Raw genomic sequence first — 22821 nt, 5'->3', positions numbered from 1 at the left:
CGCTTCGGCATCCGCAGCTTCCGGCTGAGCCTGCGCCAGGCGGCGGACAGGCTCGAGACCATCCGCACGGCGGAGGGGACGCCGCTGCCGGACAACACCCGCGCCGAGCTCTACCGCTTCCTTGAGCGGCTCAGCCTGGTGCGCTGCGCGATGGGCCCCCGGCCCATCCTTGACCGTCACTGCGCGCGGCGGCCAATTCGAAGCCAAGGTCGGGACGAGGAGATGGTCACCAACTGGCCGAACAAGGAGATGAGGAAACGAAGCAAGATCAAGCTTGACAATCATCGCCCCATACAGGTGAAAATCTGACGCTTGGTACCCGAGGTTAGACAACCGCTTTGGGTGGGAGATCGCCATTCGGCGGGGATCGGCCGAACGGCTTAGGAGCGCCATATCCTGACCTACACAGCGGGAACAGGTAAGGTCGCCTCACGCCCCGATTCCCGACGGTGGGGGTTGGCTGTGGCGACCACCGATTAGTTGATTTGACAATTGGTCGGGTCGGGCTCTGGGATGATTTGTTCGTGCGCACCACGCACATGCTAAAAGGAGGAAGCGATGAAATCTATGAATCGCAGATCCACACTTGCCTTCGGTATTACAGTTGCAGCAGTTTTGACCGTATGTGGAGGTTCGGCATTCGCGGACGATATGGATGTGACCCTGCTTACGCCTGACAAGCTGGTATGGAAGGATAATCCGGGCCTGCCGAAAGGGGCTCAAACCGCCATCTTGGTGGGCGATCCGGCGAAAGCTGGCGACGTGGTCGTCCTGCGCGCCAAGTTTCCGGCCAACTATCAGGTTCCGCCCCATACTCACCCGTATGCCGAGACCATTACTGTGATCAGCGGTAGCGTCGGCTTTGGTGTTGGGGAAAAGGTCGAAAAGAATGGTGACTTGCTCAAACCGGGCACCTTCTACGCGCAACCAGCAAATCACGCGCATTACGTCTGGACAGCAGGGGAAGAGGGTATCATCGAAGTTCATTTTGTCGGTCCGGGAGGGATCAGCTACATCAACCCGGCTGACGATCCGCGCAAGAAGTGAAATGCGGCTCAGCCGGCTACTTTGCACCTCGCACACCCTTGTTGCCCGGAATAGAAGCGCGAGCTTTACCTGGCGCGGATAAATGCAAACCGCATCAACGGAAGCGGAGCGCTCGGCAGCTCAGGCTCCCTCTCTCCTTCTGCCAAAAATCGTGGCCCATTGGCGATATTAAGAAAGCTGGTCCCGGAGACGTTGGAATTTGCCACTGGGGCATGACCGCCTCGGGTCATTCCGAACGGGAAGGTCGCTCCAAGAGCGGTCTTTCGATGCTCTGCCGCTGTGATTTCGGCTGTCGTGATTGGGTCATTCCTTCCGGTTTGAGAACGGGAAGGTTGCGCCCATCTCGGCCATTGCGCCGGCCCCTCCCATATTCCAAAAGCGGACATCGCTAGTGTCGACATCACGGCCAAGGTTGCGCCACTGCAGTCGGCTGCGAACGGCTCAGCATTGACCGCTATGAGATCCAATACGCGCCTTTGAGACAACGGCGATGGGCTACGGCGTGGCCGTCGAGGTAACGTTACCAGCCATGGGCGTTGGACGACTTCAGCTTGGACAATCGCTAACGTCGCCTTCTACGGGAAGGAAGAAGCGACGCCGTTCGCACGCGGTCAGCTCGCGTGGAACAGTTTGCTTCGCGAAATCGATGAGATCCTGGGGGTGTCGGAAAAACGCGAATGACTCGAGGATCTTGCTTATAGGACACGATCACGATCCTCGTTCCATCCGAATTAAAGGCCGCGCGCGTCAGTGCTGGTCGCTTGTTCTCCTCGTCCGGACTGACAAGTACTGCCATCTGGCGCCCCGATTGAGCTGCCCAAAGACGGACCGTGCGATCCTGGAATGAAGCCGTCACGACATAAAGGCCATTGCCACTGAATTGCGCACTATTCACTCCGCCACTGTGTCCCCTTAGAACTGTTCTTTCCGTTCCTTCCGGGACGCCCCATGTTCGTACGGTGCCGTCGCGTGAGGCAGTCAGCACGGACCGGCCGTCCTGGCTGAAGGACACTGTTGTCAGCTCGTTGCTGTGCCCTTTCAGGATCGCGACGGTGCGTCCGTCTTTGACCGACCAGATCCGCGCCGTGTGGTCGAGCGAAGCCGTGGCAACCAGTTGACCATCCGGACTGAATGCCGCGCCGGTTATTGAGCGCTCGTGCCCGACCAGTTTCTTCAGTTCGGTCCCGTCGGGCTTCACCAGGTGTCCCGCGCTGCCGGTCGCAGCGAAGACGAGATCGCCATCCCGGTTGAAAACAACCTGCGGTAACGTCTCGCTTGAAGGGATGGTGGCGACTTTGGCGCCGCTCGCCGCGTCCCACACCAGGGCGGTACCGCGACCCGAACCCGCCGCCAGAAGGCTTCCCGCCGGGCTGAACTGAATATGACGCAGTCCAATGGGCGATTTGATGGTCGCGAGCTGACGTTTACTCGCAACATCCCAGACCAGAACTCGGCCCGCGCGAGATACGGTTGCGACCCGAGTTCCGTCCGGGCTGAACGTCGCACTGTGGAAGATCTCGCCTGTGTCGAACTTGGCAATCTCGCGTTCGGTCGTGACATCCCAAAGGTGTACTTTGGCGTCCCCGCCTCCAGTCAGAAGATGCACGCTATCGGGACTGAAGACCGCAAAGGTCGGTGGATATTCATGCAGCAGATCCGTCGTCAGAATCCCGTTGACGTCCCAGAGCCGGGCGGTGCCATCGTGCGAAGCCGTGACAAGAGTATTACTGTCGACCGGATTGAACTCCAGGTGCTCAATCAAGCCATCATGGCCAGTAATGGTTGTGAACAGTGACGCTCGACCGACGTCCCAGATTCGTATCGGACCGTCGATGGAAGCGGTGGCAAGAAGGCGATCGTCGGGGCTGAACGCGCTGTTCATTTCCCTGTCAGGGTTATAGGGACCGATTTCAACCAGTTTCAAGTTCGGCGTCTCTTGGCCGAGCACATCAAGCAAGATTCCCGACTTGCCGTCCCAGATCCGTGCGCTGCCATCGAGCGAGGCCGTTGCAATCCGGCGGCCATCGTGACTGAAGATGACACCCTGCGGTTGGGTGTCGCTCTTGTGGCCGGTCAGCCTGGCGATCTCGGTTCCGTTCCCTACGTCCCAGAGGGCGGGGAAACTGCCGTATTCAGCTGTGCTCCACGAGCCTGCCAGCAGTCGGCTTCCGTCCGGGCTGAATGTCAGCGTGGATGGCCAAGTGCCAACGTTCCATTCATGGATCAGAGTGCCATCCGTGGCGTTCCAGACGAAGACCTTCCGCGCTTGTGAAGTCGCAAAGCTGCGACCCTCCGAATTGAAGCCGGCCAATGTATTAGTATCGGCCCATGCATTCTGTCCGGTGCTGGTTACGCTCAGGAGTTTCGTTCCCGTTCGGGCGTCCCAGAGTGACGTGGGACTGTTTTGCCCTGCCGTCAACACCCGATCGCCTTTCGGATCGAACACAGCCGTTGGGTAAAGCCCGACCGGTTCAAGCACAGCACGCTGCTCACCGGACGCGGCATCCCAGATGCGCGCGGTGCCGTCCCTTGCAGCCGTAATGACCCGGCGTCCGTCCGGACTGAATCCGGCTCTCTCCACGGGTCCCTGGTGGCCCTCCAAAATTGCAATACCTCTAGCCTTCGAGACGTCCCAAATGCGTGCCGTCTTGTCGTGGGACGCAGTGACAATGCGATCGCCCGTCCGATTGAAGACGGCCTGCGTCACTTCGGCGTCATGTTTGAACACCATCGTCTGGCGGTGTGCCAGCAGAGCGTTGAAAAGTGCGGCCTCCGCTTCAAAGAGATGTGGTCGCGCAGGCTTCGCACCGCTCTTCGGCAACGCCTCCAGCGCCAACAGGATCGCGGTCTCCGTATCGCCGCTCGCTGCGGTTTGCTTTGAGAGAAGCGAGAGCGAAAGAGACTGGTTGCGGAGCGCCTGGTCTCGTGCTGCGAGGGCGTCCTTTTCGGCCGATCTCGCCTTGTCCGCGCTCTGTTCCGCCAACTCCGCTTGCCACGTTGCTTCCTGTTGTCCTTTAAACCCGAAGAACGCGCCCGCGCAGGCTATGAGAGCCAATACGGTTGCCACGATCGCAGCATAGCGCGTGCGTCGCGCGAGCCGGCCCGCTGCCGTGGCTGCGAGAGTACGGCGTTCGGCCTCGCGCTCCAGACGTTCAGCCTCGCGCTCCAGACGTTCAGCCTCTCGCTCGAGGCGTTCGCGCTTTGCTGCTTCAGCGGCCTCAATCAGTGCCCGCTCCGCTTGCCGGTCCTTCTCCTCCCGCTCGTTCTGGGCACGCGAAGAGGCTTCGATGTATTCGATGACCTGATCGTCGACTTCTTCCCGTCTCGACTGCAGCAGTTCCTCGCCTTCGGCCAGACGCTTGCCGGATGGCAGGAGGAGTTCCTGGTTCCTGTTATCCGAGTGTCAGCGTTGGGCATCGGCCATGAGCCGAGCCCGCGCCTCGAGGAATCTCCTGTTTGCATTAACAATGTTGCCAGCGCGCGGCCACCGGCTCAACAAGGCTTCGTGGGCCACGCGGACGAAGACGTGGCCTGCGGCATCCTCGTCGCTGACGAGCAGGCGAGCGGCGACCAGTGCTTCAACGAGAGCCAATCGTTGAGGTGTGCCCGTGACTTCGGCGCGCAAGGCCGGACGTGCCGCAACGGCTTCATCACCCGGGCGCACCGTGGTAAGGGCACGCAACACGACTGGCAGCTCCTCCTGGATGTCGGGCGGGAGCGCGTCAACGACTTCGTCGGCGCGGCGCGCGATCGCCCCTTCGAAACCGCCAAGTGCCTGATACGCAGCAAAGGTCAAAATGCGCTGCTCCCGCCCCGCCTCGTAGAGAGCGTCGAGCACAAATTCGAGAAGCGGCAAGGATCTGGGATCAGCAGATGCCGCACCCCGCAGCACATCGTCGAGCCGCCCGCGATCAGGACTTTCCTCGAAGCGGAGCCCGGCGGCGCGGGCCGGCTCGCGGATGATCTGGGCGATCTCAGGGCCGGACGGCGGCAAGAGCTCGTAGCTGCCAAGCCCATCTTTCAGCCCCGAGAAACCGGGGACTTCGCCGCAACGGTGAAAGAAATCCGATCGGATCGTCGCAGTCACCCAAGCCAGTCCACTGCCGGCGAGTGCCGCGAGGAGCCGCACCAGCGCTTCGCGCGATGCCGGCTTCTCCTCGGTCGTGAACAACTCCTCCATCTGATCGACGGCAACGATCAGTCGCAGTTGGGTGGGGACCGAAGCTGCGGCGGCCGCCGCTTTGGCGTGGGCCAGGCGCATGAGCGCCAGAGCTCGATCAGGTGAGTTCCAACAGAGTTGAGCCAGCGCTGCCGGTTCGCAACCCAGCTCAGGGAGGGCGCCTTCGCGAAGCAGCCCTGCAGCCAGTGACGTGACCGGATCAGGACCCTCCGACGGGCGGACCAGACAGCGGCGCCAAAAATTGATGCCAGCCACTGCGCCAGGCCGAGTGATGGAAGGCAGTAGCCCTGCTCGCAGGAGAGAGGACTTGCCCGAGCCGCTCATACCATAGATGAGCAGGAATGCCTTGCCATTGGCAGCTTGCTGCCTCAGGCGTTCCATGCACTCGGCAATCGCGCGGGCTCGTCCGAAGAAGAGGTCAGCGTTTTCGAACTCGAAGGGGTTGAGACCTCGAAAGGGCGACGTGACCTGCTCCTCCGAGGCGAGCGGCACGCGGTAAGCGTGTACAGGCCGAGCGATGTTCTTCACCCTGTGCTCGCCAAGATCGATGAATTCGAGGGCGAGCCGATCGCGGGCCTGTGCGTAGACCGCTTCCGAAATGCATATTCCACCGGGGTGTGACAGCGCCTCCAGGCGGGCGGCGACGTTCACACCGTCGCCCATGAGATTGTCGCCCTCTACGACGACATCGCCGAGATTTATGCCGATGCGAAAGCGCAGCCGGCTCGCCTCGGAAAGCTCGGCATTTTGTTTGTCGACCTCGAATTGGATTTCGGTCGCGCACCGAACCGCTTCGACAGGGCTCGCGAACTCGGCGATGACGCTGTCCCCAGCGCTCCCGAATATCCGCCCCTCATGTTTCTCGATCAGCCGGTCGATGGTCTGGCGATGCGCCCGCAGCGTCGCAAGCGTCCCTTCCTCGTCTCTGCCTGTCAGACGGCTATAGCCAACTGCGTCGGCAGCGAGGATGGTAGCCATTCTGCGATGAACGCGATCCAAGCCGGAACCCTCCCGCGATCTCGCAACATCCTAGTGGAAATGGTGCCTTTTGGGGAGGGGCGCCGACCTAACCGCAAGGGGTCCGCTTCCGCCGTGCAACCAGACATCCCGCCTGTGTGGCGGCAATGACTGCGTTGGGTGAACTTATTCCGTAGCGCGAGCGCCTTTCTTCTTCCAAGCATGGCGTCGACCTGCTCCATCCGCTTGCCGACTTAGGCCACGGTGAAGTTCTTGTCGCGGTTGTTCACCGCTTGAACTTGCTGCCGTCGATCGCTACAATGGCACGCGTGAAGAGCTTCAACCGGCGGCACAGTTCGATGAACTGCCCGCACACCGCTCTGATCGCGGCTCCGTTGTCACGCCGGAAGTTAGCGATCGTCTCAAAGATGACTTTCCCAATCGTAGCCCAAAACGACAAAGCGCGAGCAAGACCCGAAGACGTGAAACGCGGTGGCAAGGCAAAAGAAGACAAATTTCTGTTGCACGCTGAACGATGAGCACACATCAAGTTCCCCGCGGCCACAAGCGAAAGATTTGGCAAGAAGCGCTAAAGGCATTTCCATCTTCGTTGAACGGCTGTACCTTAGCCGATGCCGTAGGGCCGTACTCATGAAACTGCTCCCCATCTTACGCAGTTTTGGTCCGTGATGGTCCTGTGCGTGAAGGCAGAGGAGCGGACATGATCCGGCAGCTTACGTCCTCGGAACGCCAGCGCGGCGCAGCTATCGCGCTCGCCGTGGTGATCACTGGAGCGGCGATGGCAGCCTTGGGACGTTCGGACACGCTTGGTGTCCAGGGCGTTATCGTAATGCTGTTCGCAGGCGGATTGCTCTACGGAGTGCTGTCCTCGTTCTACGAGCCGGAGCCGACGGAGGACCGGGAGACGTCGTATTACGACGATCCGATCAAAGTCGGCATTGTGCTTTCGATGGCCTGGGCTGTATTCGGCATGTTCATGGGCGTTTGGGTGGCCGCACAGCTCGCGTGGCCCGACCTTGCCTTCGATGCGGCGTGGTCCAGCTTCGGGCGGCTGAGGCCTGCGCACACCTCCGGCGTCATCTTCGGGTTCGGCGGAAATGCCTTAATCGCGACCTCGTTCCACGTCGTCCAGCGCACGTCTCGTGCACGGCTTGCTGGGCAGATCAGCCCGTGGTTCGTGCTTCTCGGCTTCAATCTGTTCTGCGTTCTGGCCATTTCCGGCTATCTGCTAGGCGTCACCCAGTCGAAGGAATACGCGGAAGCCGAGTGGTATGCCGACTTGTGGCTGGTGATCGTGTGGGTGACCTACTTCATCCTCTACATCGCTACGATCGCGCGACGGAAGGAGCCGCACATCTACGTCGCCAACTGGTACTTCATGGCGTTCATCCTGGTCGTCGCGATCCTCCACATCGTGAACAACCTCGCCGTTCCCGTCTCATGGGGGCACGCCAAGAGCTACACGATCTGGCCGGGCGTCCAGGATGCGATGGTCCAGTGGTGGTATGGCCACAACGCGGTCGCCTTCTTCCTGACTGCGGGCTTCCTCGGCATGCTCTACTACTACCTGCCCGTCAGGGCGCAGCGACCGATCTTCTCCTATCGCCTGTCGATCCTGAGCTTCTGGGGCATCACCTTCTTCTACATGTGGGCGGGTTCGCACCACCTGCACTACACCGCGCTTCCGCACTGGGTGCAGACGCTCGGCATGACGTTCTCGGTGATGCTGCTCGTGCCGTCCTGGGCTTCAGCAGGCAACGCGCTTCTGACCCTCAATGGCGCATGGCACAAGGTGCGCGACGACGCTACGCTGCGCTTCATGATGGCCGCCGTGGTATTCTATGGCCTTTCGACCTTCGAAGGCTCGTTCCTCGCCATCCGGCCGGTGAACTCGCTGTCTCACTATACCGACTGGACCGTCGGGCACGTTCACGCAGGCGCCCTTGGCTGGGTCGCGCTGATCACCTTCGGCTCGCTTTATACGCTCGTGCCCAGCCTCTGGAAGCGCGAGCGCATGTACTCGGCGACCCTCGTCGAGGTGCACTTCTGGCTGGCGATTGCCGGAACGCTGATTTACGCCTTCGCGATGTGGAATTCAGGCATCATCCAGGGGCTGATGTGGCGGACCTACACGGAAGACGGCGCGCTCGCCTATTCCTTCGTCGACTCGCTGGTGGCGATGTACCCCTATTACATCGCCCGCGCCTTCGGTGGGCTGCTCTTCCTGCTGGGCGCGGTAGTGGGCTGCTATAATATGTGGATGACGGTCCAATCCGCGCCGCTCGCTGCGCCGCGCGAAGCAGACGTGCCCGTAGTCCCGGCGACCATTCCGGGGGAATGACGGATGCCTGAACTCTTCCACCGCAAGCTCGAGCGTTCTGCCATCTGGTTCGTTATCGCAATCATCGCGGCGGCGAGTGTCGGCGGCATCGTCGAGATCGCGCCCCTGTTCACCATCGATGAGACGGTGGAAGAAGCTCCGGACATGCGGATGTACACCCCGCTGGAGCTCGCCGGGCGCAACATCTATATCCGCGAGGGCTGCTACGCCTGCCATAGCCAGATGATCCGGACACTCCGGGACGAGGTGGAGCGCTATGGGCCCTACTCGCTCGCCGTAGAGTCCCGGTATGACCGCCCGATGCTCTGGGGGTCCAAGCGGACGGGACCGGATCTCGCCCGTGTCGGCGGCAAGTATTCCGACTTCTGGCACGTCGCGCACCTGACGAACCCTCGTGACGTGGTCCCGGAGTCGAACATGCCCGCCTACCGCTGGTTGGCCCGTACGTCTCTGAAGATTGAAGACCTGCCCTTGCACCTGGCGGCGCAGCGGGCGCTCGGCGTACCCTACACGGACGCGATGCTGGAGAACGCGGCGCGCGACGCCTATGGCCAGGCGACGCCGGACACGGACTTCGCCGCAGGCGTCACTGAGCGTTACGGCGAGGAGACCCAGGTAAGCGCGTTCGACGGAGTGACGACCGACGTCACCGAGATGGACGCACTGGTGGCCTATCTCCAGGTCCTGGGGCGACTGACGGCAGCAGCGTACGGGAATACCGCGGCCCCTGAAGAAGAGCCGGACCCGGAAGGCTAATGGCGGAGGCTATCGGATGGACCTGGATTATAACGCCGTTGTCGCATTCTCGAAGAGTTGGGGCCTTTTTTACCTGATCGCGTTCGCACTCGGCGTGCTCGTCTATACCTTCTGGCCTTCGAACAGGAAGCGTTTCGACAGGGCCAAGCACAGCATCCTCGACGAGGACGACAAGCCATGGAAGTGAATGAACGGGACCCCGTCACCGGCCGCGCGACCACCGGTCACGAGTGGAACGGCATCAAGGAGTTGGATACCCCGGTCCCGCGCGGCGTGCTCATGTTCCTGATCGTAACCCACGTCTGGGCGATCGCCTGGTGGTTTCTCGTTCCATCCTGGCCGCTGGGAACGACCTATACGAGGGGCCTTCTCGGAATTGACCAAAGACAGACGGTCGAGGCGCGCCTCGTCGAGGCGCGGCGCGATCGGGTGAACTGGATGAATCGCATCGAGACGGAAGGCTACGATGTGATCCTCGCCGACGAGGCGCTGATGCAAACGGTTCGCAGCACCGGACGGCAGCTGTTCGGCGACAACTGCGCGGCATGCCACGGCAGGGACGGCAAAGGCGGAGCGAACTATCCCGACCTTACGGACGACGATTGGCTGTGGGGCGGCGGCCCCGAACTCATCGAGCAGACGATGCGCGTGGGCATCAACACGCGGCACCCGGAAAGCCGGATCGGACAGATGCCGGCTTTCGGGCGCGATGAGATGCTCGACCGCGAACAGGTCCGGACCGTGGCCGCCTACGTCTATTCGCTGACGCACCCCGACTACTCTACCCATGAAAACATCAAGCAGATAGAAGCAGGGCGGGAGGTATTCGTCACGACCTGCGCGACCTGCCACGAGGAGAATGCCAAGGGGAACCGGGATGTCGGCGCTCCAAATCTCACGGACTCGCACTGGATTTATGGTGAAGATCTGGACACGATCATCGCGTCCGTGCACGGCGGACGGCAGGGTCACATGCCGACCTGGGACGAGAGGCTGACGACGGCCGAGATCAAGACGCTCGCGCTCTATGTCCACGATCTTGGAACGCAGCAGCCATGACCACAAAGATATCCCACAGCAAAGCATGGATAGCCTGGGTGCTGGTTCCAGCCGGGTTGCTGATTTTTGCCGGGGCGAACGCGCACCTTGTCTATGTGGCGGTTCAGTCGCAACCGGACTGCGTGGAGCACTTGAAGGCCGGGGGCGAAGGCGAAGGCTACCGCGCGGCGAAGTCAGCGTGCTGAGGAGGAGTGAGATGAGCGAGACCGACAAGTCGTATTGGCTGCTCAGCGAGACCTCGGGCATTGGCGAAACGCGCGACCGGCGCCTCGAGCGGGGACTGCCGCTTTTCGAGGGACTCCGCTGGCTCTCTGCGGGCTGGCGGGATTTCTGGATCCGGCCCGCGTCGAGCCTGGCCTATGGGATTGTCGTCTTTCTCCTATCCGTCGCCTTCGTTTGGACGCTTGTCGGATTCGGTCGTGACTACATTCTGTTTCCGGCGCTTGCCGGGTTCATGATCGTGGCCCCCTTTTTGGCGCTAGGCCTGTATGAAAAGAGCCGGGCAATAGAGGAAGGACGCGCCATCGGCCTCGCCTCGATGCTCCTGGTGCGCCCCACCGGCGGCGCACAGGTCTTCTTCACGGGCCTACTACTGTGTTTGCTCCTGCTTCTGTGGACGCGTGCGGCGGTGCTCCTCTGGGCGCTCTTCTTCGGCGTGACGCCCTTTCCCGGATTCGACCGCATAGTCGGAGTGCTCTTCGGCACCGCATATGGGTGGGCGATGATTGCGATCGGGACGGCGATAGGAGGCCTCTTCGCGGCCTTCGCTTTCGCCATCAGCGTCTTTGCAGTGCCGATGCTGCTCGACCGGCGCGTGGACGCGCTGACGGCTATGGCTATCAGCGCGAAACTGGTGTGGAACAACCTTCCGCCGATGCTGGCCTGGGGCGCCTTGGTGCTCCTGCTCTTCGCAGTCTGCGTGGTCACAGGGCTTATCGGGATGATCGTCATCTTTCCTCTGCTGGGGCACGCCACCTGGCATGCGTACAGGGCGGTCGCACGTCCAGAGGGGTGAGACCATGAGTTGTTGCGCGCCGGGAGCCGAAGCCGCATTGCTGCTGGCGCCAGGGCGGGAGATTGCCGAGCGCGAAATCGTGCTCGCCAGCCGCGACATGGGGGATGGCGCTTTCCAGACCCAGTTTTCGGTACCGCAAGCGCATTGCGCTGCCTGCATAGCTGCGATCGAAGGCGCGCTGCTAAGTCTCGACGGAATCATCGCGGCACGCGTGAATCTCACGTCCCGACGCGTCGCCGTGAAGTGGAGGAATGAAGGTCGTGTCCCTCCGATGTTCGACGCCCTGAAGGCTGTCGGATACGATGCCTGCCTCGCGGAGACGGAAGACGGCGCATGCGATGCCGAGTTGTCGCGGCTGCTGCGGGCCACAGCCGTGGCGGGATTCGCCGCCATGAACATCATGTTGCTGTCGGTGTCCGTCTGGTCTGGCGCAGATCAGGGAACTCGAAATGCATTTCACTTGATCTCGGCGCTGCTGGCCGTCCCCACCGTCGCCTATTCCGGGCGGATATTCTTCGTTTCGGCGTGGAATTTGGCGATGAAGCGCACCGCCAGCATGGACTTTCCCATCTCAGTCGGAATCCTGCTGGCTCTGGGCTTGAGCCTCTACGACACGTCTGTCGGAGGACCTCACGCCTATTTCGATGCAGTAACGTCGTTGATCTTCTTTCTGCTTGTCGGGCGCACGCTTGACCATGCGATGAGGCGGAAGGCGCGGAACGCCGTCATCGGTCTTGCCCGCTTGATGCCGAGGGGGGCGGCGGTGGTCGGGGCGGACGGAAGCCGCGAGTTCCGCGACCTGACAGAAATCGAGCCGGGCGACATGATATTGGTAGCCCCCGGAGAACGCATTCCGGTGGACGGGACGGTTGTCATGGGCGCGGGCAGCCTCGACGTTTCGGTGGTGAGCGGTGAGTCCAAGCCCGAACGCGCGCAGCCGGGCAGCGCCGTTCTTTCGGGAGCGCTAAGTCTTGATGGCGCGCTTACTGTCCGTGCCGAGCGGCGTGCACGGGATTCCTTCCTCGCCGACGTGGTCAGGCTGATGGAGGCGGCTGAGCACGGCCGCGCCCGCTATCGCCGCATCGCCGACCGCGCGGCCGCGCTCTATTCCCCTGTCATCCATCTGCTGGCGCTTGCGACTTGCGCCGCCTGGATACTGCTTACAGGCGACTGGCATCGATCGGTTACGATTGCGATTTCCGTCCTCATCATCACCTGCCCGTGCGCGCTCGGCCTTGCCGTGCCGATGGTCCAGGTCGTGGCGGCGCGCCGGCTGTTCGATCTCGGCGTCACCCTCAAGGATGGCAGCGCGCTAGAGCGCCTTGCCGTGACCGACACCGTGGTCTTCGACAAGACGGGCACGCTCACGACGGGCGCCGCCCGCGTCGAACGGCACACGGTAGCTCCGCAAGATGTTGTGGCCGCCGCAGCACTCGCCTCCTTTTCCAGGCACCCGGTGGGGCGCGCGGTGGCCGCGATGACAGTCGCAAGAGTGGCTATCGAAGGGTTCCGCGAAGTTGCCGGGTACGGGATCGAAGGGCGCGTTGGCGAAGCGTTTTACAGGCTAGGAAGGAAGGATTGGGTCTCCGCAAGCGTGGCCAACGTCCCGAGTGAAGCCTCCACGTGGCTTTCGAAAGACGGAAAGCTTGCGGGTTCATTTGCGATTGCCGACGAAATCCGTCCTGGCGCGACGCGTGCCATCCGAAAGCTAGCTGACCTCGGGTTGGCGACAGAGGTGCTGTCCGGCGATCGAGTGGAGGAGGCTTGCAGGGTGGCGGCTGCGTTGGGAATCCCGGAAATCCGCCACGGTGCGCTTCCCGAGGACAAGGTCGAGCGTCTGGAGGAGCTGGCGCGGTCCGGCCGCCGCATCCTTATGGTTGGAGACGGGCTGAACGATGCCCCCGCGCTCGCCACCGCGCATGTCTCAATGGCGCCCTCGTCGGCGGCAGACATCGGGCGGAATGCTGCCGACCTTGTCTTCCTGGGCACGAGCCTGGAGGCCGTACCACATGCCATAAGAGTCGCCCGGAACGCATCCCGGCTGGTGCGGCAGAACCTCGCCCTTGCCATCGCCTACAACGTTCTGGTCGTGCCCCTCGCTGTGATGGGCCATGTTACGCCCCTTATGGCCGCTGTCGCCATGTCGACGTCATCGATTCTCGTGGTCGGCAACGCATTGCGCCTTCCGGGCGAGCCTCCGCCCGCAGGATCTCCGGCTCTTCGCAGGCTCGACTTGGCGGAGGCGGCATGAACTATCTTGTCTGGCTTGTTCCAATTGCCTTGGGCATGGGCGTCGCGGGTCTCGCGGCGTTCCTGTGGTCGATGCGCAGCGGCCAATATGAAGATCTCGACGGAGCCGCCGAAAGGGTGCTGCTTTCAGACGCCGCGGACGTTCCCCTTCGTCAGTATGGGTGGAAAAGCGAGGCGGCCGCTCATGAGGCTCGCCCCAAGGGCGGGAAGGCGCCGACCGCCGACGGCGTTTTCTCAAGGAGCAGAACGGACGGAAGGGTTTGACAATGTCTCAAGCTGGTGACAGGCCGTACGACTGGGTGGCGGCGTTGGCTTTCTACTCGGGAGCCGCCGTGCTTGTCCCAAGCCTCGCCGCCTTGGTCGTTAGCCTTTTGGCGGTCGCCTTGGCATTGTTATAGCAACGAGATGGCTGTCCTGCGTAGCGCGGCGGCTCCGCGACTGCTGGCCTCTTCAACTGCTGGCCTCTTCAGTTGCATTCGGATGCGGACGGAGTATCCTTAAGTTTGGGCGCTGGATGTTGCTGCGCCTAGTGCTCGGGCGTCCTCGCACGAGCGAAATTGGGGAGTGGCAGGCATGTCCGAGGCAATGCATCCGGCGGCGCCTCATTATCTTCCGCCCTTCATAACGGCCCCTGGCGAGACCGATGTGTTGCTCACAGGGACTGTCATCTTCCTTGTATTGGCCGTTATGGGGATCGGAAGTTTGTACTTCTGGCTCCACTCCTTGCCGGAGCGCATGTCCCACGGCGCCAGCCAGCATCAGTTCCAGTTCGTGGCGGTGCTGTCGCTGCTTGCGCTGTTCACCCACATTCACGCGTTCTGGATTGCCGCACTGTTTCTGGCGCTGATTCCTGTGCCCGACTTCTGGACCCCCCTGGCCAGCATGGCCGACTCGCTCGCCAGAATGGCGACGGGGCGGTCTCGTTCTCCGGCTGCCGCAGCGCCATCGGAGCAAGCGCCCGAGGTGGTTTATCCATTGCCCGTTAGAGTCGAGATCGCACGTCCGCCGGAGCCGAAGGAGACAGCCAGAAACGGTCCTTTTGACGAAGCTGCCAAGGCGCACGCGCCGGCCCCATCCGAACATCAGCGTCAGGGCGTGTCGACGGGAGGACCTGAGCGATGATCGAAGTTATGCTTTGTTCGGTGCTGACCATCCTGCCCGACTTTCTCGTCCGGCGGTTTGTACAGGGAAAGAGGATCGGCCAAGAGATCACGCTCTATTCGATATGGTATGAGCTGCGATACGGAATAACGGCGTGCATAGGTCTGACCATAGTCCTGCTGACGCTCATTCTTTACTATCATCCGTCGACGTCCAGCGCGGTTTCGTTCTTTCGCACCATCCCCATTCTCCCCGAAGGCTCCGGCCGCGTCGAGGAAGTCTATGTGGGCATAAGGGACAAGGTCGAGGCTGGCCAGCGCATCTTCAGGCTTGACAGCTCGGAGCAGGAAGCGGCGCTCGAGACCGCGCGACGGCGCATATCGGAGATAGACGCGGCGCTCGAATTGGCAAAAACCGAGCTGGTAGGGGCCGACGCCCGCATTCAGGAAGCGCAAAGCTCGTACAAGCAGGCCTTGGACGAACTCGAAACCAAGACCGAACTTCAACGGCGAAACGCCAGCACGGTCGCGCAGCGCGAGATCGAAAAGCTCGCCAACATCGTGGAAGGGCGGCAGGCCGCCATTTCCGCGGTCATGGCGAGCAAGCAGTCCGTCGAATCGCAGATTTCGTCCGTGCTGCCGGCGCAGAAGAAAAGCGCCGAGGCGGCGCTTGCCCAGGCCCAGGTCGAACTGGACAAGACCGTCGTCTACGCCGGGGTCGCCGGCACTTTGGAGCAATTCACCCTGCGCAAGGGAGACATCGTCAATCCCTTTATGCGGCCCGCCGGCGTTCTCATACCGGCGGAAGCCGGAAGGAAGGCGCTTATAGGGGGCTTCAGCCAGCTCGAAGCCCAGGTCATGAAGGTCGGCATGGTTGCCGAAGCGACTTGTATTTCGATGCCTCTGACGATCATTCCGATGGTGGTCACCGAGGTTCAGGATCTCATCGCGACCGGTCAGGTTCGGGCGTCGGATCAGTTGATCGACGCCCAACAGGTGGTCCGGCCCGGAACAATCACCGTCTTTCTGGAGCCGCTGTTCGCGGGAGGGTTCGATGGCGTGCCTCCAGGCAGCAGTTGCATCGCCAACGCCTACACCAACAATCACGACCGACTTGCCGAGGAAGATTTGGGCACAGCGCACAGGCTGTTCCTGCACGTCATAGATACGGTCGGGCTGGTGCATGCGATCATATTGAGATTCCAGGCGCTCCTTCTTCCGGTGCAAACACTCGTCTTTTCGGGCGGGCATTGAGGAACCGACGCGCCGTCGAACATGCGGCCAAAGGAAAAATTTGCACCAAAGTGCGATCTTAAGCTCGCTATGGCCGTTCGTGCTTAAATGGAACGGGATTTGAACCGACATAACGCGGAGCAACAACGACGTCTCAAGGGATCAATGCGGCAAGTCATACGCTTGGCCCGCCGACCTTAGTTGCTCAAGTGTTTTTCCGGCGCAACTTCCCGACCAATCTCCGCCAACTGGCTCGGCCTTGCCTCGCATGGTGATTGTGCCGGCCTGATTGTCGGGGGTTATATAAACGGCAACCCCGTCTGGACCAATTTTGGACAAGTAGTAAGCACGAACGATGCCGCTTAATTCACAACGCACCAAGAAAGGAAAGTCCTCGAACGATCCCTCTTGGGCATGTGCTTCAGGGCTATACATGCAGGCAAGCGACGATTGCGCAATGACAGCGAAAACTGTTCCTGTAAATAGCCGACGAGCCTTCATGCGAATATCCTTCCTAGGCCAAATATACACCATTGATTGCCGTTCCTTGACCACCCGGTTCCGAATAAGCTCGATGGCGCTTCGCCACTCGTCACCGACACGATCAATGCGAAAGCATTATCGGCAGCCGGACGTCCGACAGGATGCCTTTCGTAGCCCCACCGAGCACGAAATCCCTCAGTCTGGTGTGACCGAACGCTCCCATGATCATCAGGTCGGCGCCGATTTCGATCGCTCGCTCCTGAAGCGACACCTCGACCGGGCAATCCTCGGATACGAATGGCATGGCCTCGGCTGACAGCCCGCGTAGGTTCAGCCCTTGAGCCAAGCGTTGGGCGGCGTCCGTCTCCTGCAGGGACTTCTCGCCCGTCACGGTGAGCACCGTAATCCTGGAAGCGCGGCGCAACACCTGATGTGCATCCGCCACGGCGCGAGCCGCAACACGGCTGCCGTCCCAGGCAATAGCAACGCTGTGCAGCTTCGTGACAGGCTCGACCTCTGGCAGAAGGATCGTCGGCCTTCCCGACCCGAAGATAATGGCCTGCGCGGTCGTCCTGCTCGTGGGGTTGTTCGCCTCGCAGGCGCAGAGAACGAGATCATAGTAACGCGCTTGAATTGCAGCGGTGTCATTCAGCAAGGGAGCGTTCGACGCGACCGCGTCTGTGGTTGAGTCCACGCCTGCCCGTTTCGCTTCCAGCACAACCTTTGCTAGAAACGCTTCGCCGCGATCCCGGCACAGCGCTTCGGCCTCCCGCGTCATTTTGGGGACGTCGACCAGCCTCCGCGACAGCGCATTCGAGACGTTTCGGATCTCTACGTTGATGGCCAACGCATGCAGTTGCGCGCCGAGGGCCGCCGCCATCGCGACCGCCCTGGGCACTACCATTTCAGGGTTGGGTTCGGGATAGGTGATAACAGGAAGCAGGGCTATCGTTTTCACTAGGGGCCTCCCTCTGAATGCAGAGTACGCGACAGCCATCTAGTCCCAAAACACTCATCCGGGATGTGCATGGGTCCGCTCACTCGCCCGGATCGTTGACCACGGCCCAACCGTCATCGGGATTGAACGCCGTGATCTTTTCGGCGAGCGCCGCCGTATCGGGCCCGAGATCCTTTTCGTAGACTGTGCCGTACTGGTTTACGACGAAGGTCATGATGCCTGTGCGGTCGTATTCGGCAGGCATCGCGATCAGCCCAAAGCCGGCGATCATGTTGCCGTTGATGACGTAGTCGTACTGGCCGCCGGCGACGTTAGCGCCTTGGCCGTTCAATATGCGGTAGCGGTATCCGAAATAGCCGTCCTCGGCGGCCGTCGCCAACTCGGCCTGGCTGATCAGCGAACCGAACGGGCTTTCCGGCACGCCGTCGCCGGGTTGCCAATAGAGCCCGTCATATTTCCCGGGCGTGCTGATCAGCTTCTGAGCATATTCGCCGACGCCATCCTCGTCCCAGTCGGTTTCCTTGTAATCCTCCTGGGCGTCGACGTAGGCGCGCAGGTTGGCGACGGTGGTCAGCTCGTTCTCGCCGATCCTGCGGTTGATGACTTCTTCCAGCCCGGCGATGGTATCGAACGCCCATTTGCCCTCTGTCTGCACGATAGGGAATGGAAACGGCCATACCTGGTTACCAAGAAGAAGCGAGCGGCGGTCGGTTGCCAGTTCCTTGACGGCGATGGCCTTCGCCGCCTCTTCGCGGATTTCCGGAAAGCTCGCCTCCACTTCCTTCGACTTCAGCACTTCGCTGGGCGACAGTCCGAGAAGCGAGGCGACGGCCTCCTTGTCATCTTCCTCCAGCGCTTTGCGGAACGCCTCGACGAGTTCGTCGACTGTTGCGAACGGCGTGGGCGTCTCGCCGATGAAGGCATCGAAATCCTGCGTGGTGCTGGTCTGTGCTTCCTGGGCGCCGCCGGCCGAAAGTGCGGGAACGGCGAGCGAAAGTGCGAGAGTTGCGGTAATGAGGTATCGGATCATGATCATGTTCCTGAAATAAACCGGATGTCGCACACGATACGGCGGTTGCTACCGGCGTCTCCCCCCGCCTCCGCCTCGCCCGCCTCCGCCCCGATGCATCTGGCGTCCGCCCCCGCCCCGGCTCATCTGGCGCTGGCCGCCACCCCGGCTATAGGCGCCGCGGTTCGAATGGTTGGTCGCAACCCTGCCGGGCCGCGGATTTCCCATCGCCGAAGGCTTGCGCGGACGATTGTCGGCGCGCGCCGCCGGCTTTTTCCTGGAGGACTTTTTCTGAGCGACTTTCTTGGCCGCGGGCTTGTTGACCGCCGGCTTCGCCTTTCTGTGCTGGTCCGAGACGCGTTTTGCGTCGGGCCGCTTCGTCCCCGACTTCGGCAGCTTGGCCTGCGGCCGGTCCTTCAAACCCTCGGCGACGTTCTTGCGGACATCCTTGCCCTTGAGGTCATGCGCCCGCGCCTGCTTGCCCTTGCCCGACTCCCGACGGTCCTTGGCCTTGCTGGCAATGTTGTTGAAGTCCTTGCTCTTCAGGTTCTGCTTGAGCTTGTCGCGGTCGATGTTGGCGTTCTTGAGATTGATCTTGTCGCGGTCGATATTCTTGAGGTCGAGGTCCTTCAGTCTGTCGATGTCGATATTGTCGATGTCGATATTGTCGAAATCGACATTGATGTTGTCGCCGATATCTACGTCGAGATCCACGTCGCCGCCCCAGGTTCCCCAGTCGTCCCAGTCGACCACGGCGGCCCACATCGCACCGGTAGCAAGCGCGGCCCAGTAGGGCGCCGTGGGATAGTAGTAGGAGGGGTACGGGTCGTAGGAGATCGGGTCGCCCGCTATGACGTAATCGGGCTCGTACAGCATTTCGGGGGGGTAGGTCGGGATATAGACGGTCTGCGGATCGGCAGACCTGATCACGACCTTGTCGCCTTCGTTGACAACCTGCACCTGCTCCGTCGTCTTCAGGTAGTCCTTGGCGACCGCCTCGTCGCGCAACTGCTGGATGGCGACGAGCAGATCCTTCTGCTGGTTGGCGGCCGCGGCCCCCAACTGCTCGGTCCACTCGAGATCGTCGTTCATCATCTTCACGATCTCGGGATAATTGAGCAGCGAGATCACGCTGCCATCCCATTTGTCGCTAGGCTCGAGGTCGGGAGACTTCGCCTTTTCGTCGAGAAAGCGGGCCGCCTGCACGATCTGCAACGGATAGAGCGACGCCGCAATGGTGAGCGCGACGAGATCGTCAGGATAAAGCGCGATCGGCGCGGTCAGAACCTTCAATTCGTCGAGCGTGAGAGGAGCAGGCTCCTCGGTGGCGGCGGCCGGTTCGCTGTCGACCGCCGGTCGGGGAGTGGGCGTGGGCGTTTGTGCGTAGGCTGGCGCACCCACCGCCGGCGAAAGCATCAGGAGGGCCGCAAGGCCGACTGAAACGAGGCCGAACCTGGAACAATGGGTCATCTGGCTGCTCCTACGGTAGCGATCGCCGAGCTATTTCTTTTGCACGGTGTTGAAAGTGTCGACGTAGCTCCGCCCAACCGCGCGGACGGCGCGACCTATGTCGTCATGGATATCGTCCTGGAGATTGACGAAGGAGACACGCACGCTCCAGTTGGGAGCATCGAAACCCCCGCCATTGAGCAGCACGATCGAGTGGTTTTCCGCCAGGCGATAGACCAGGTCCAGCGAATGAACATTCTTCTTCAGCCACGTAACCATTTCCTCGCCTTGGCATTTGCGCAGCCAGAGCTCGAAATCGAGGGTTCCGCAGTACGCCGCAGAATTCGCGTTGGGCTGAACATCCAGAGGCGGTCCTTGCGCGTCCGATCTGCATCGGTCGGGCATTCCGGCCGCGCCACCGCTGTCGGAGCCTTCGCGAATATGGCTTGCACTGGAAACCGTTTGCGCGGCATCGATATGGTTTAACCGGTCACACGGGGTGAGCCGTCGCTTCAAGCTCGGAACAGAGCCAAACTCACTGGAAAATTGATGCGCCACAGGAACACCCCTTCAATGGCCCTCAACTCTCTATTGTCAAACTACTTTCTCGCGCAGTTTTTAGACACACCATAATTAAAATAAGCTTTGAATTATCGTCCCTCCGCGCTCGCTCACGTCTGTTGTTAAAATGTAACCATAGTAGTAGTCTACGTCAAAAAAATCGAGACTTCAATAACATAGCGATGCAGTTGTTCCATGATAACACCTTGAAATAAGGCACGCAAGGGTGTATTGTACGACTTCAAATTAACTGAAATTACAATCAGCGGTTTCATTGGGACAATTATCATACAATTTACCTTAGCGGCGGAAGCAATCGGAGAACTTATGGCCGCTTGTTCTAGTATTGAACCTGCAACAGGAGGGTATCGTGGTAGAATGGGTTCGTGAGCACGCTTCGCAGCTGTCCTGAAATCTTGACCTTCATGTCTCTAGCCATTTGCTATTATTTCTGCCCCTTTATGGATGAAGATCTCGGCTTAGGAGCGGTGACAGCGACCCCCATTGCAGCCGTCATCGTTGGGCAGCTTGGGATCACGATTTCTCCGTCGCTGAAGGCGCTGCCGGCAGGACTGGTTGTCGGGCATCTGCGTATGCGCTTCCCTCTCTTTGGTGGGGCCGGGACTGTACCTCGGGCACTACCTGCTCCGTATGAACCCCATACTGCTCCTCGGGGGACTGGCTGGGGCGCAGACCATGACCGCCGGCATGGCGGCGGTGCAGGACCGCTCGGGTAGTCCGGTTGCCGTCCTTGGCTATACGCCGGCGGTTCCGATCGGCCACATCCTGCTCACAACCTGGGGGACGGTGATCGTGGGCGTGATGGCGAACTGAAACCCGACCTGAGAAAGGGACTTCGGTGGCAGTAGGATTACCCGGCAAGCCCCGATCGCGGCAGTTGAGACGCAGCTTCTTTTATGCGCTCGTGCAGCAGCTTCGCGTGGTCTGGCCGATCTTCTCCGGCATCCTTCTCGCCATGGCGGGATGCGGGCTGATCATCGGGCGTATTGAAAATTGGCGCGTCGACGAAGCTCTGTACTTCACCTTCGTGACCGGTCTCACGATCGGCTACGGCGATTTCACGCCGAAACACCTTCTGACGCGGTTACTGGCGATAGCAATCGGTTTTGCCGGCATAGTGATGACAGGCCTCGTTGCGGCGGTCGCCGTGCAGGCGCTGAGGGCGGCTGACCGCAATCTCCTGAATGAGGCTGGAAATGGGCCCCTTGATCAAAGAGATCCGTAGCAACGTCGTTCTCTGGCTTTTGGCGTTTGTTCCGGTGGTATTCGTCGTCCGGCAATTGGAGCCGGAAGCGCACACGCTGCTCTTTGTGCTCTCTGTGCTGGCGATTGTACCGCTGGCCACCTTGCTGAGCGCGGCTACCGAGTCGGTCGCGTCCAAGACGGGCGATACGGTCGGCGGGCTGCTGAATGCCACGTTGGGAAACCTGACGGAACTGGTCATTGCGCTGGCTGCGCTGCAAGCCGGCCAGTACACGTTGGTGAAGGCTTCTATCGCCGGAGCAATCGTCGTCAATACTCTGTTCATGTTGGGCGCCTCGTTCCTGCTAGGCGGTATCAAGTATCATGTGCAGGAGTACAACAGGGTCAGCGCCAGGCTGCAAACCAGCCTGCTGTTCCTCGCTACGATCGCGATGGTGACCCCGTCCATGGTGGCGCAAGTCGATTCTGTTGTCACGTCCGCGTTCACGCAGAAGCTGAGCGTTGGATTGTCGGTGCTGCTCATCGGCGCCTACGCGATGGGCCTGGTCTTCTCGCTGAAGACCCATAGAGAACTTTTCAGCGGTACGGCCCATGCGGAAGACGGCGAAGCGTGGCCGATGGGCCTGGCTCTCGGAACGTTGGCAGGGGTGACAGTGCTTGTTGCGCTGGTAAGCGAAGTGTTCGTCGAGTCGGTGCAGGAGGCTGCGGTCGCGTTCGGCATGACGCCGGCCTTCGTGGGGTTCATCGTCGTTGCGTTGGTGGGCGGTTCCGCCGAGATGGCGGCGGCGTTTGCCGGCGCACGGAGGAATCGGCTGGACCTGAGCGTGGGCATTGCGCTTGGGGCCGCGTCACAAATCGCGCTGTTCGTCGCCCCGATGATGGTGCTCCTCAGCTATGTCATTGGCCCTGCTCCGATGGACCTTCTGTTCTGGCCGGGCGCGGTCGTCATGGTGCTTATTGCCACGATAACGGCGTTCCTGATGACCAATGGCGGACGTTCCGCATGGTTCGTCGGAGTGCTGCTGCTGATGGTCTATCTGATCTTCGCCATGACGATCTATCTTCTACCGCCGCAAATCTAGGCAGGTAGGCGGGCCGTGGTTCCGTCAGGGCGAATACCAGAGGTGAACACCAAGGATGGGCTGACCGCAGGTTTGGGCGCGCCAGGAGCGGACTTG

20 protein-coding genes and 3 pseudogenes are annotated in these 22821 nt (G+C 61.2%); 15 read left to right on the top strand and 8 right to left on the bottom strand.

What is annotated here, in order from left to right; translation table 11 throughout:
* Positions 1-309 (top strand): annotated as a pseudogene (locus tag AC0L3L_RS32980) (hypothetical protein); the annotation flags it as partial.
* 249 nt (positions 310-558) lie between these two features.
* Positions 559-1047: a cupin domain-containing protein gene (locus tag AC0L3L_RS32975; RefSeq protein WP_473641403.1), complete on the top strand. Its 489-nt coding sequence runs from the start codon at positions 559-561 to the stop codon at positions 1045-1047.
* A 562-nt stretch (positions 1048-1609) separates the two neighbouring features.
* Here the strand turns inward: AC0L3L_RS32975 and AC0L3L_RS32970 are convergent.
* The 3 genes and pseudogenes from AC0L3L_RS32970 to AC0L3L_RS32960 form a co-directional block, all read right to left on the bottom strand.
* Positions 1610-4102 carry a WD40 repeat domain-containing protein gene (locus AC0L3L_RS32970; RefSeq protein WP_473641401.1) on the bottom strand — a complete coding sequence of 831 codons (2493 nt, stop codon included), beginning with the start codon at positions 4100-4102 and terminating at the stop codon, positions 1610-1612.
* Between the two features lie 348 nt (positions 4103-4450).
* Positions 4451-6205, bottom strand: a complete 1755-nt coding sequence (locus AC0L3L_RS32965) for an adenylate/guanylate cyclase domain-containing protein (protein ID WP_473641399.1) — start codon at positions 6203-6205, stop codon at positions 4451-4453.
* Between the two features lie 236 nt (positions 6206-6441).
* Positions 6442-6611, bottom strand: a pseudogene (locus AC0L3L_RS32960) (IS5/IS1182 family transposase); the annotation flags it as partial.
* A 297-nt stretch (positions 6612-6908) separates the two neighbouring features.
* On the opposite strand from AC0L3L_RS32960, the gene ccoN reads away from it, so the two are divergent.
* The 10 genes from ccoN to AC0L3L_RS32910 all read left to right on the top strand — a co-directional run bounded on the left by ccoN (position 6909) and on the right by AC0L3L_RS32910 (position 15980).
* Positions 6909-8546, top strand: a complete 1638-nt coding sequence (gene ccoN, locus AC0L3L_RS32955) for a cytochrome-c oxidase, cbb3-type subunit I (protein ID WP_473641409.1) — start codon at positions 6909-6911, stop codon at positions 8544-8546.
* A 3-nt stretch (positions 8547-8549) separates the two neighbouring features.
* A complete protein-coding gene (ccoO, locus tag AC0L3L_RS32950; protein WP_473641397.1) occupies positions 8550-9302 on the top strand; it encodes a cytochrome-c oxidase, cbb3-type subunit II in 753 nt (250 codons plus the stop codon).
* A gap of 16 nt (positions 9303-9318) precedes the next feature.
* On the top strand, positions 9319-9489 hold the full coding sequence (locus AC0L3L_RS32945; RefSeq protein WP_123148490.1) for a cbb3-type cytochrome c oxidase subunit 3: 171 nt from the start codon (positions 9319-9321) through the stop codon (positions 9487-9489).
* Positions 9480-10361, top strand: a complete 882-nt coding sequence (gene ccoP / locus AC0L3L_RS32940; protein WP_473641395.1) for a cytochrome-c oxidase, cbb3-type subunit III — start codon at positions 9480-9482, stop codon at positions 10359-10361. The genes AC0L3L_RS32945 and ccoP overlap by 10 nt, the downstream gene beginning before the upstream one ends.
* Complete coding sequence (locus tag AC0L3L_RS32935) at positions 10358-10546, top strand: hypothetical protein (RefSeq protein ID WP_123148492.1); 189 nt, start codon at positions 10358-10360, stop codon at positions 10544-10546. The genes ccoP and AC0L3L_RS32935 overlap by 4 nt, the downstream gene beginning before the upstream one ends.
* A gap of 11 nt (positions 10547-10557) precedes the next feature.
* Positions 10558-11376 carry a DUF2189 domain-containing protein gene (locus AC0L3L_RS32930; protein ID WP_473641393.1) on the top strand — a complete coding sequence of 273 codons (819 nt, stop codon included), beginning with the start codon at positions 10558-10560 and terminating at the stop codon, positions 11374-11376.
* A 4-nt stretch (positions 11377-11380) separates the two neighbouring features.
* Entirely contained in the window at positions 11381-13627 is a 2247-nt protein-coding gene (locus AC0L3L_RS32925) for a heavy metal translocating P-type ATPase (RefSeq protein ID WP_473641391.1), read from the top strand.
* Positions 13624-13890 carry a cbb3-type cytochrome oxidase assembly protein CcoS gene (gene ccoS, locus AC0L3L_RS32920; protein ID WP_258117722.1) on the top strand — a complete coding sequence of 89 codons (267 nt, stop codon included), beginning with the start codon at positions 13624-13626 and terminating at the stop codon, positions 13888-13890. The genes AC0L3L_RS32925 and ccoS overlap by 4 nt, the downstream gene beginning before the upstream one ends.
* Positions 13891-14199: 309 nt before the next feature.
* On the top strand, positions 14200-14748 hold the full coding sequence (locus AC0L3L_RS32915) for a hypothetical protein (protein WP_473486783.1): 549 nt from the start codon (positions 14200-14202) through the stop codon (positions 14746-14748).
* A complete protein-coding gene (locus AC0L3L_RS32910; RefSeq protein WP_473641389.1) occupies positions 14745-15980 on the top strand; it encodes an HlyD family secretion protein in 1236 nt (411 codons plus the stop codon). The genes AC0L3L_RS32915 and AC0L3L_RS32910 overlap by 4 nt, the downstream gene beginning before the upstream one ends.
* Positions 15981-16121: 141 nt before the next feature.
* Here the strand turns inward: AC0L3L_RS32910 and AC0L3L_RS32905 are convergent, their stop codons facing one another.
* From AC0L3L_RS32905 to AC0L3L_RS32885, 5 genes are all read right to left on the bottom strand, one after another.
* The gene (locus AC0L3L_RS32905; protein ID WP_473641387.1) at positions 16122-16460 is read right to left on the bottom strand and encodes a hypothetical protein; all 339 of its coding nucleotides are present in this window, start codon (positions 16458-16460) and stop codon (positions 16122-16124) included.
* A 103-nt stretch (positions 16461-16563) separates the two neighbouring features.
* Complete coding sequence (locus AC0L3L_RS32900) at positions 16564-17400, bottom strand: universal stress protein (protein WP_473641386.1); 837 nt, start codon at positions 17398-17400, stop codon at positions 16564-16566.
* Positions 17401-17479: 79 nt separating this feature from the next.
* Positions 17480-18430 (bottom strand): DUF2950 domain-containing protein, encoded by a 951-nt coding sequence (locus tag AC0L3L_RS32895; protein WP_473641384.1) that lies wholly within the window; start codon positions 18428-18430, stop codon positions 17480-17482.
* Positions 18431-18478: 48 nt separating this feature from the next.
* Entirely contained in the window at positions 18479-19879 is a 1401-nt protein-coding gene (locus tag AC0L3L_RS32890) for a DUF3300 domain-containing protein (RefSeq protein ID WP_473641382.1), read from the bottom strand.
* A gap of 30 nt (positions 19880-19909) precedes the next feature.
* Positions 19910-20416: a hypothetical protein gene (locus tag AC0L3L_RS32885; protein WP_473641380.1), complete on the bottom strand. Its 507-nt coding sequence runs from the start codon at positions 20414-20416 to the stop codon at positions 19910-19912.
* A gap of 428 nt (positions 20417-20844) precedes the next feature.
* On the opposite strand from AC0L3L_RS32885, the pseudogene AC0L3L_RS32880 reads away from it, so the two are divergent.
* The 3 genes and pseudogenes from AC0L3L_RS32880 (at position 20845) to cax (ending at position 22725) form a co-directional block, all read left to right on the top strand.
* A pseudogene (locus tag AC0L3L_RS32880) lies at positions 20845-21253 on the top strand (aspartate-alanine antiporter-like transporter).
* Positions 21254-21317: 64 nt separating this feature from the next.
* A complete protein-coding gene (locus AC0L3L_RS32875) occupies positions 21318-21665 on the top strand; it encodes a potassium channel family protein (protein ID WP_473641378.1) in 348 nt (115 codons plus the stop codon).
* On the top strand, positions 21637-22725 hold the full coding sequence (gene cax / locus AC0L3L_RS32870) for a calcium/proton exchanger (RefSeq protein WP_473486791.1): 1089 nt from the start codon (positions 21637-21639) through the stop codon (positions 22723-22725). The genes AC0L3L_RS32875 and cax overlap by 29 nt, the downstream gene beginning before the upstream one ends.
* The last annotated feature ends 96 nt before the right edge of the window (positions 22726-22821 follow it).

The organism is Mesorhizobium sp. WSM4849 (assembly GCF_055811385.1).
The sequence above is the reverse complement of the archived record's forward strand: the minus strand, read 5'-3'. Positions and strand labels throughout refer to the sequence as shown.

Coding starts and splice junctions, on each gene's coding strand:
- AC0L3L_RS32975 (WP_473641403.1), top strand. CDS start 559: ATGAAATCTATGAATCGCAGATCCACACTTGCCTTCGGTATTACAGTT.
- ccoS (WP_258117722.1), top strand. CDS start 13,624: ATGAACTATCTTGTCTGGCTTGTTCCAATTGCCTTGGGCATGGGCGTC.
- ccoO (WP_473641397.1), top strand. CDS start 8,550: ATGCCTGAACTCTTCCACCGCAAGCTCGAGCGTTCTGCCATCTGGTTC.
- AC0L3L_RS32925 (WP_473641391.1), top strand. CDS start 11,381: ATGAGTTGTTGCGCGCCGGGAGCCGAAGCCGCATTGCTGCTGGCGCCA.
- AC0L3L_RS32890 (WP_473641382.1), bottom strand. CDS start 19,879: ATGACCCATTGTTCCAGGTTCGGCCTCGTTTCAGTCGGCCTTGCGGCC.
- AC0L3L_RS32935 (WP_123148492.1), top strand. CDS start 10,358: ATGACCACAAAGATATCCCACAGCAAAGCATGGATAGCCTGGGTGCTG.
- AC0L3L_RS32905 (WP_473641387.1), bottom strand. CDS start 16,460: ATGAAGGCTCGTCGGCTATTTACAGGAACAGTTTTCGCTGTCATTGCG.
- cax (WP_473486791.1), top strand. CDS start 21,637: ATGGGCCCCTTGATCAAAGAGATCCGTAGCAACGTCGTTCTCTGGCTT.
- AC0L3L_RS32965 (WP_473641399.1), bottom strand. CDS start 6,205: ATGGCTACCATCCTCGCTGCCGACGCAGTTGGCTATAGCCGTCTGACA.
- AC0L3L_RS32930 (WP_473641393.1), top strand. CDS start 10,558: ATGAGCGAGACCGACAAGTCGTATTGGCTGCTCAGCGAGACCTCGGGC.
- AC0L3L_RS32915 (WP_473486783.1), top strand. CDS start 14,200: ATGTCCGAGGCAATGCATCCGGCGGCGCCTCATTATCTTCCGCCCTTC.
- AC0L3L_RS32945 (WP_123148490.1), top strand. CDS start 9,319: ATGGACCTGGATTATAACGCCGTTGTCGCATTCTCGAAGAGTTGGGGC.
- AC0L3L_RS32910 (WP_473641389.1), top strand. CDS start 14,745: ATGATCGAAGTTATGCTTTGTTCGGTGCTGACCATCCTGCCCGACTTT.
- ccoP (WP_473641395.1), top strand. CDS start 9,480: ATGGAAGTGAATGAACGGGACCCCGTCACCGGCCGCGCGACCACCGGT.
- AC0L3L_RS32895 (WP_473641384.1), bottom strand. CDS start 18,430: ATGATCCGATACCTCATTACCGCAACTCTCGCACTTTCGCTCGCCGTT.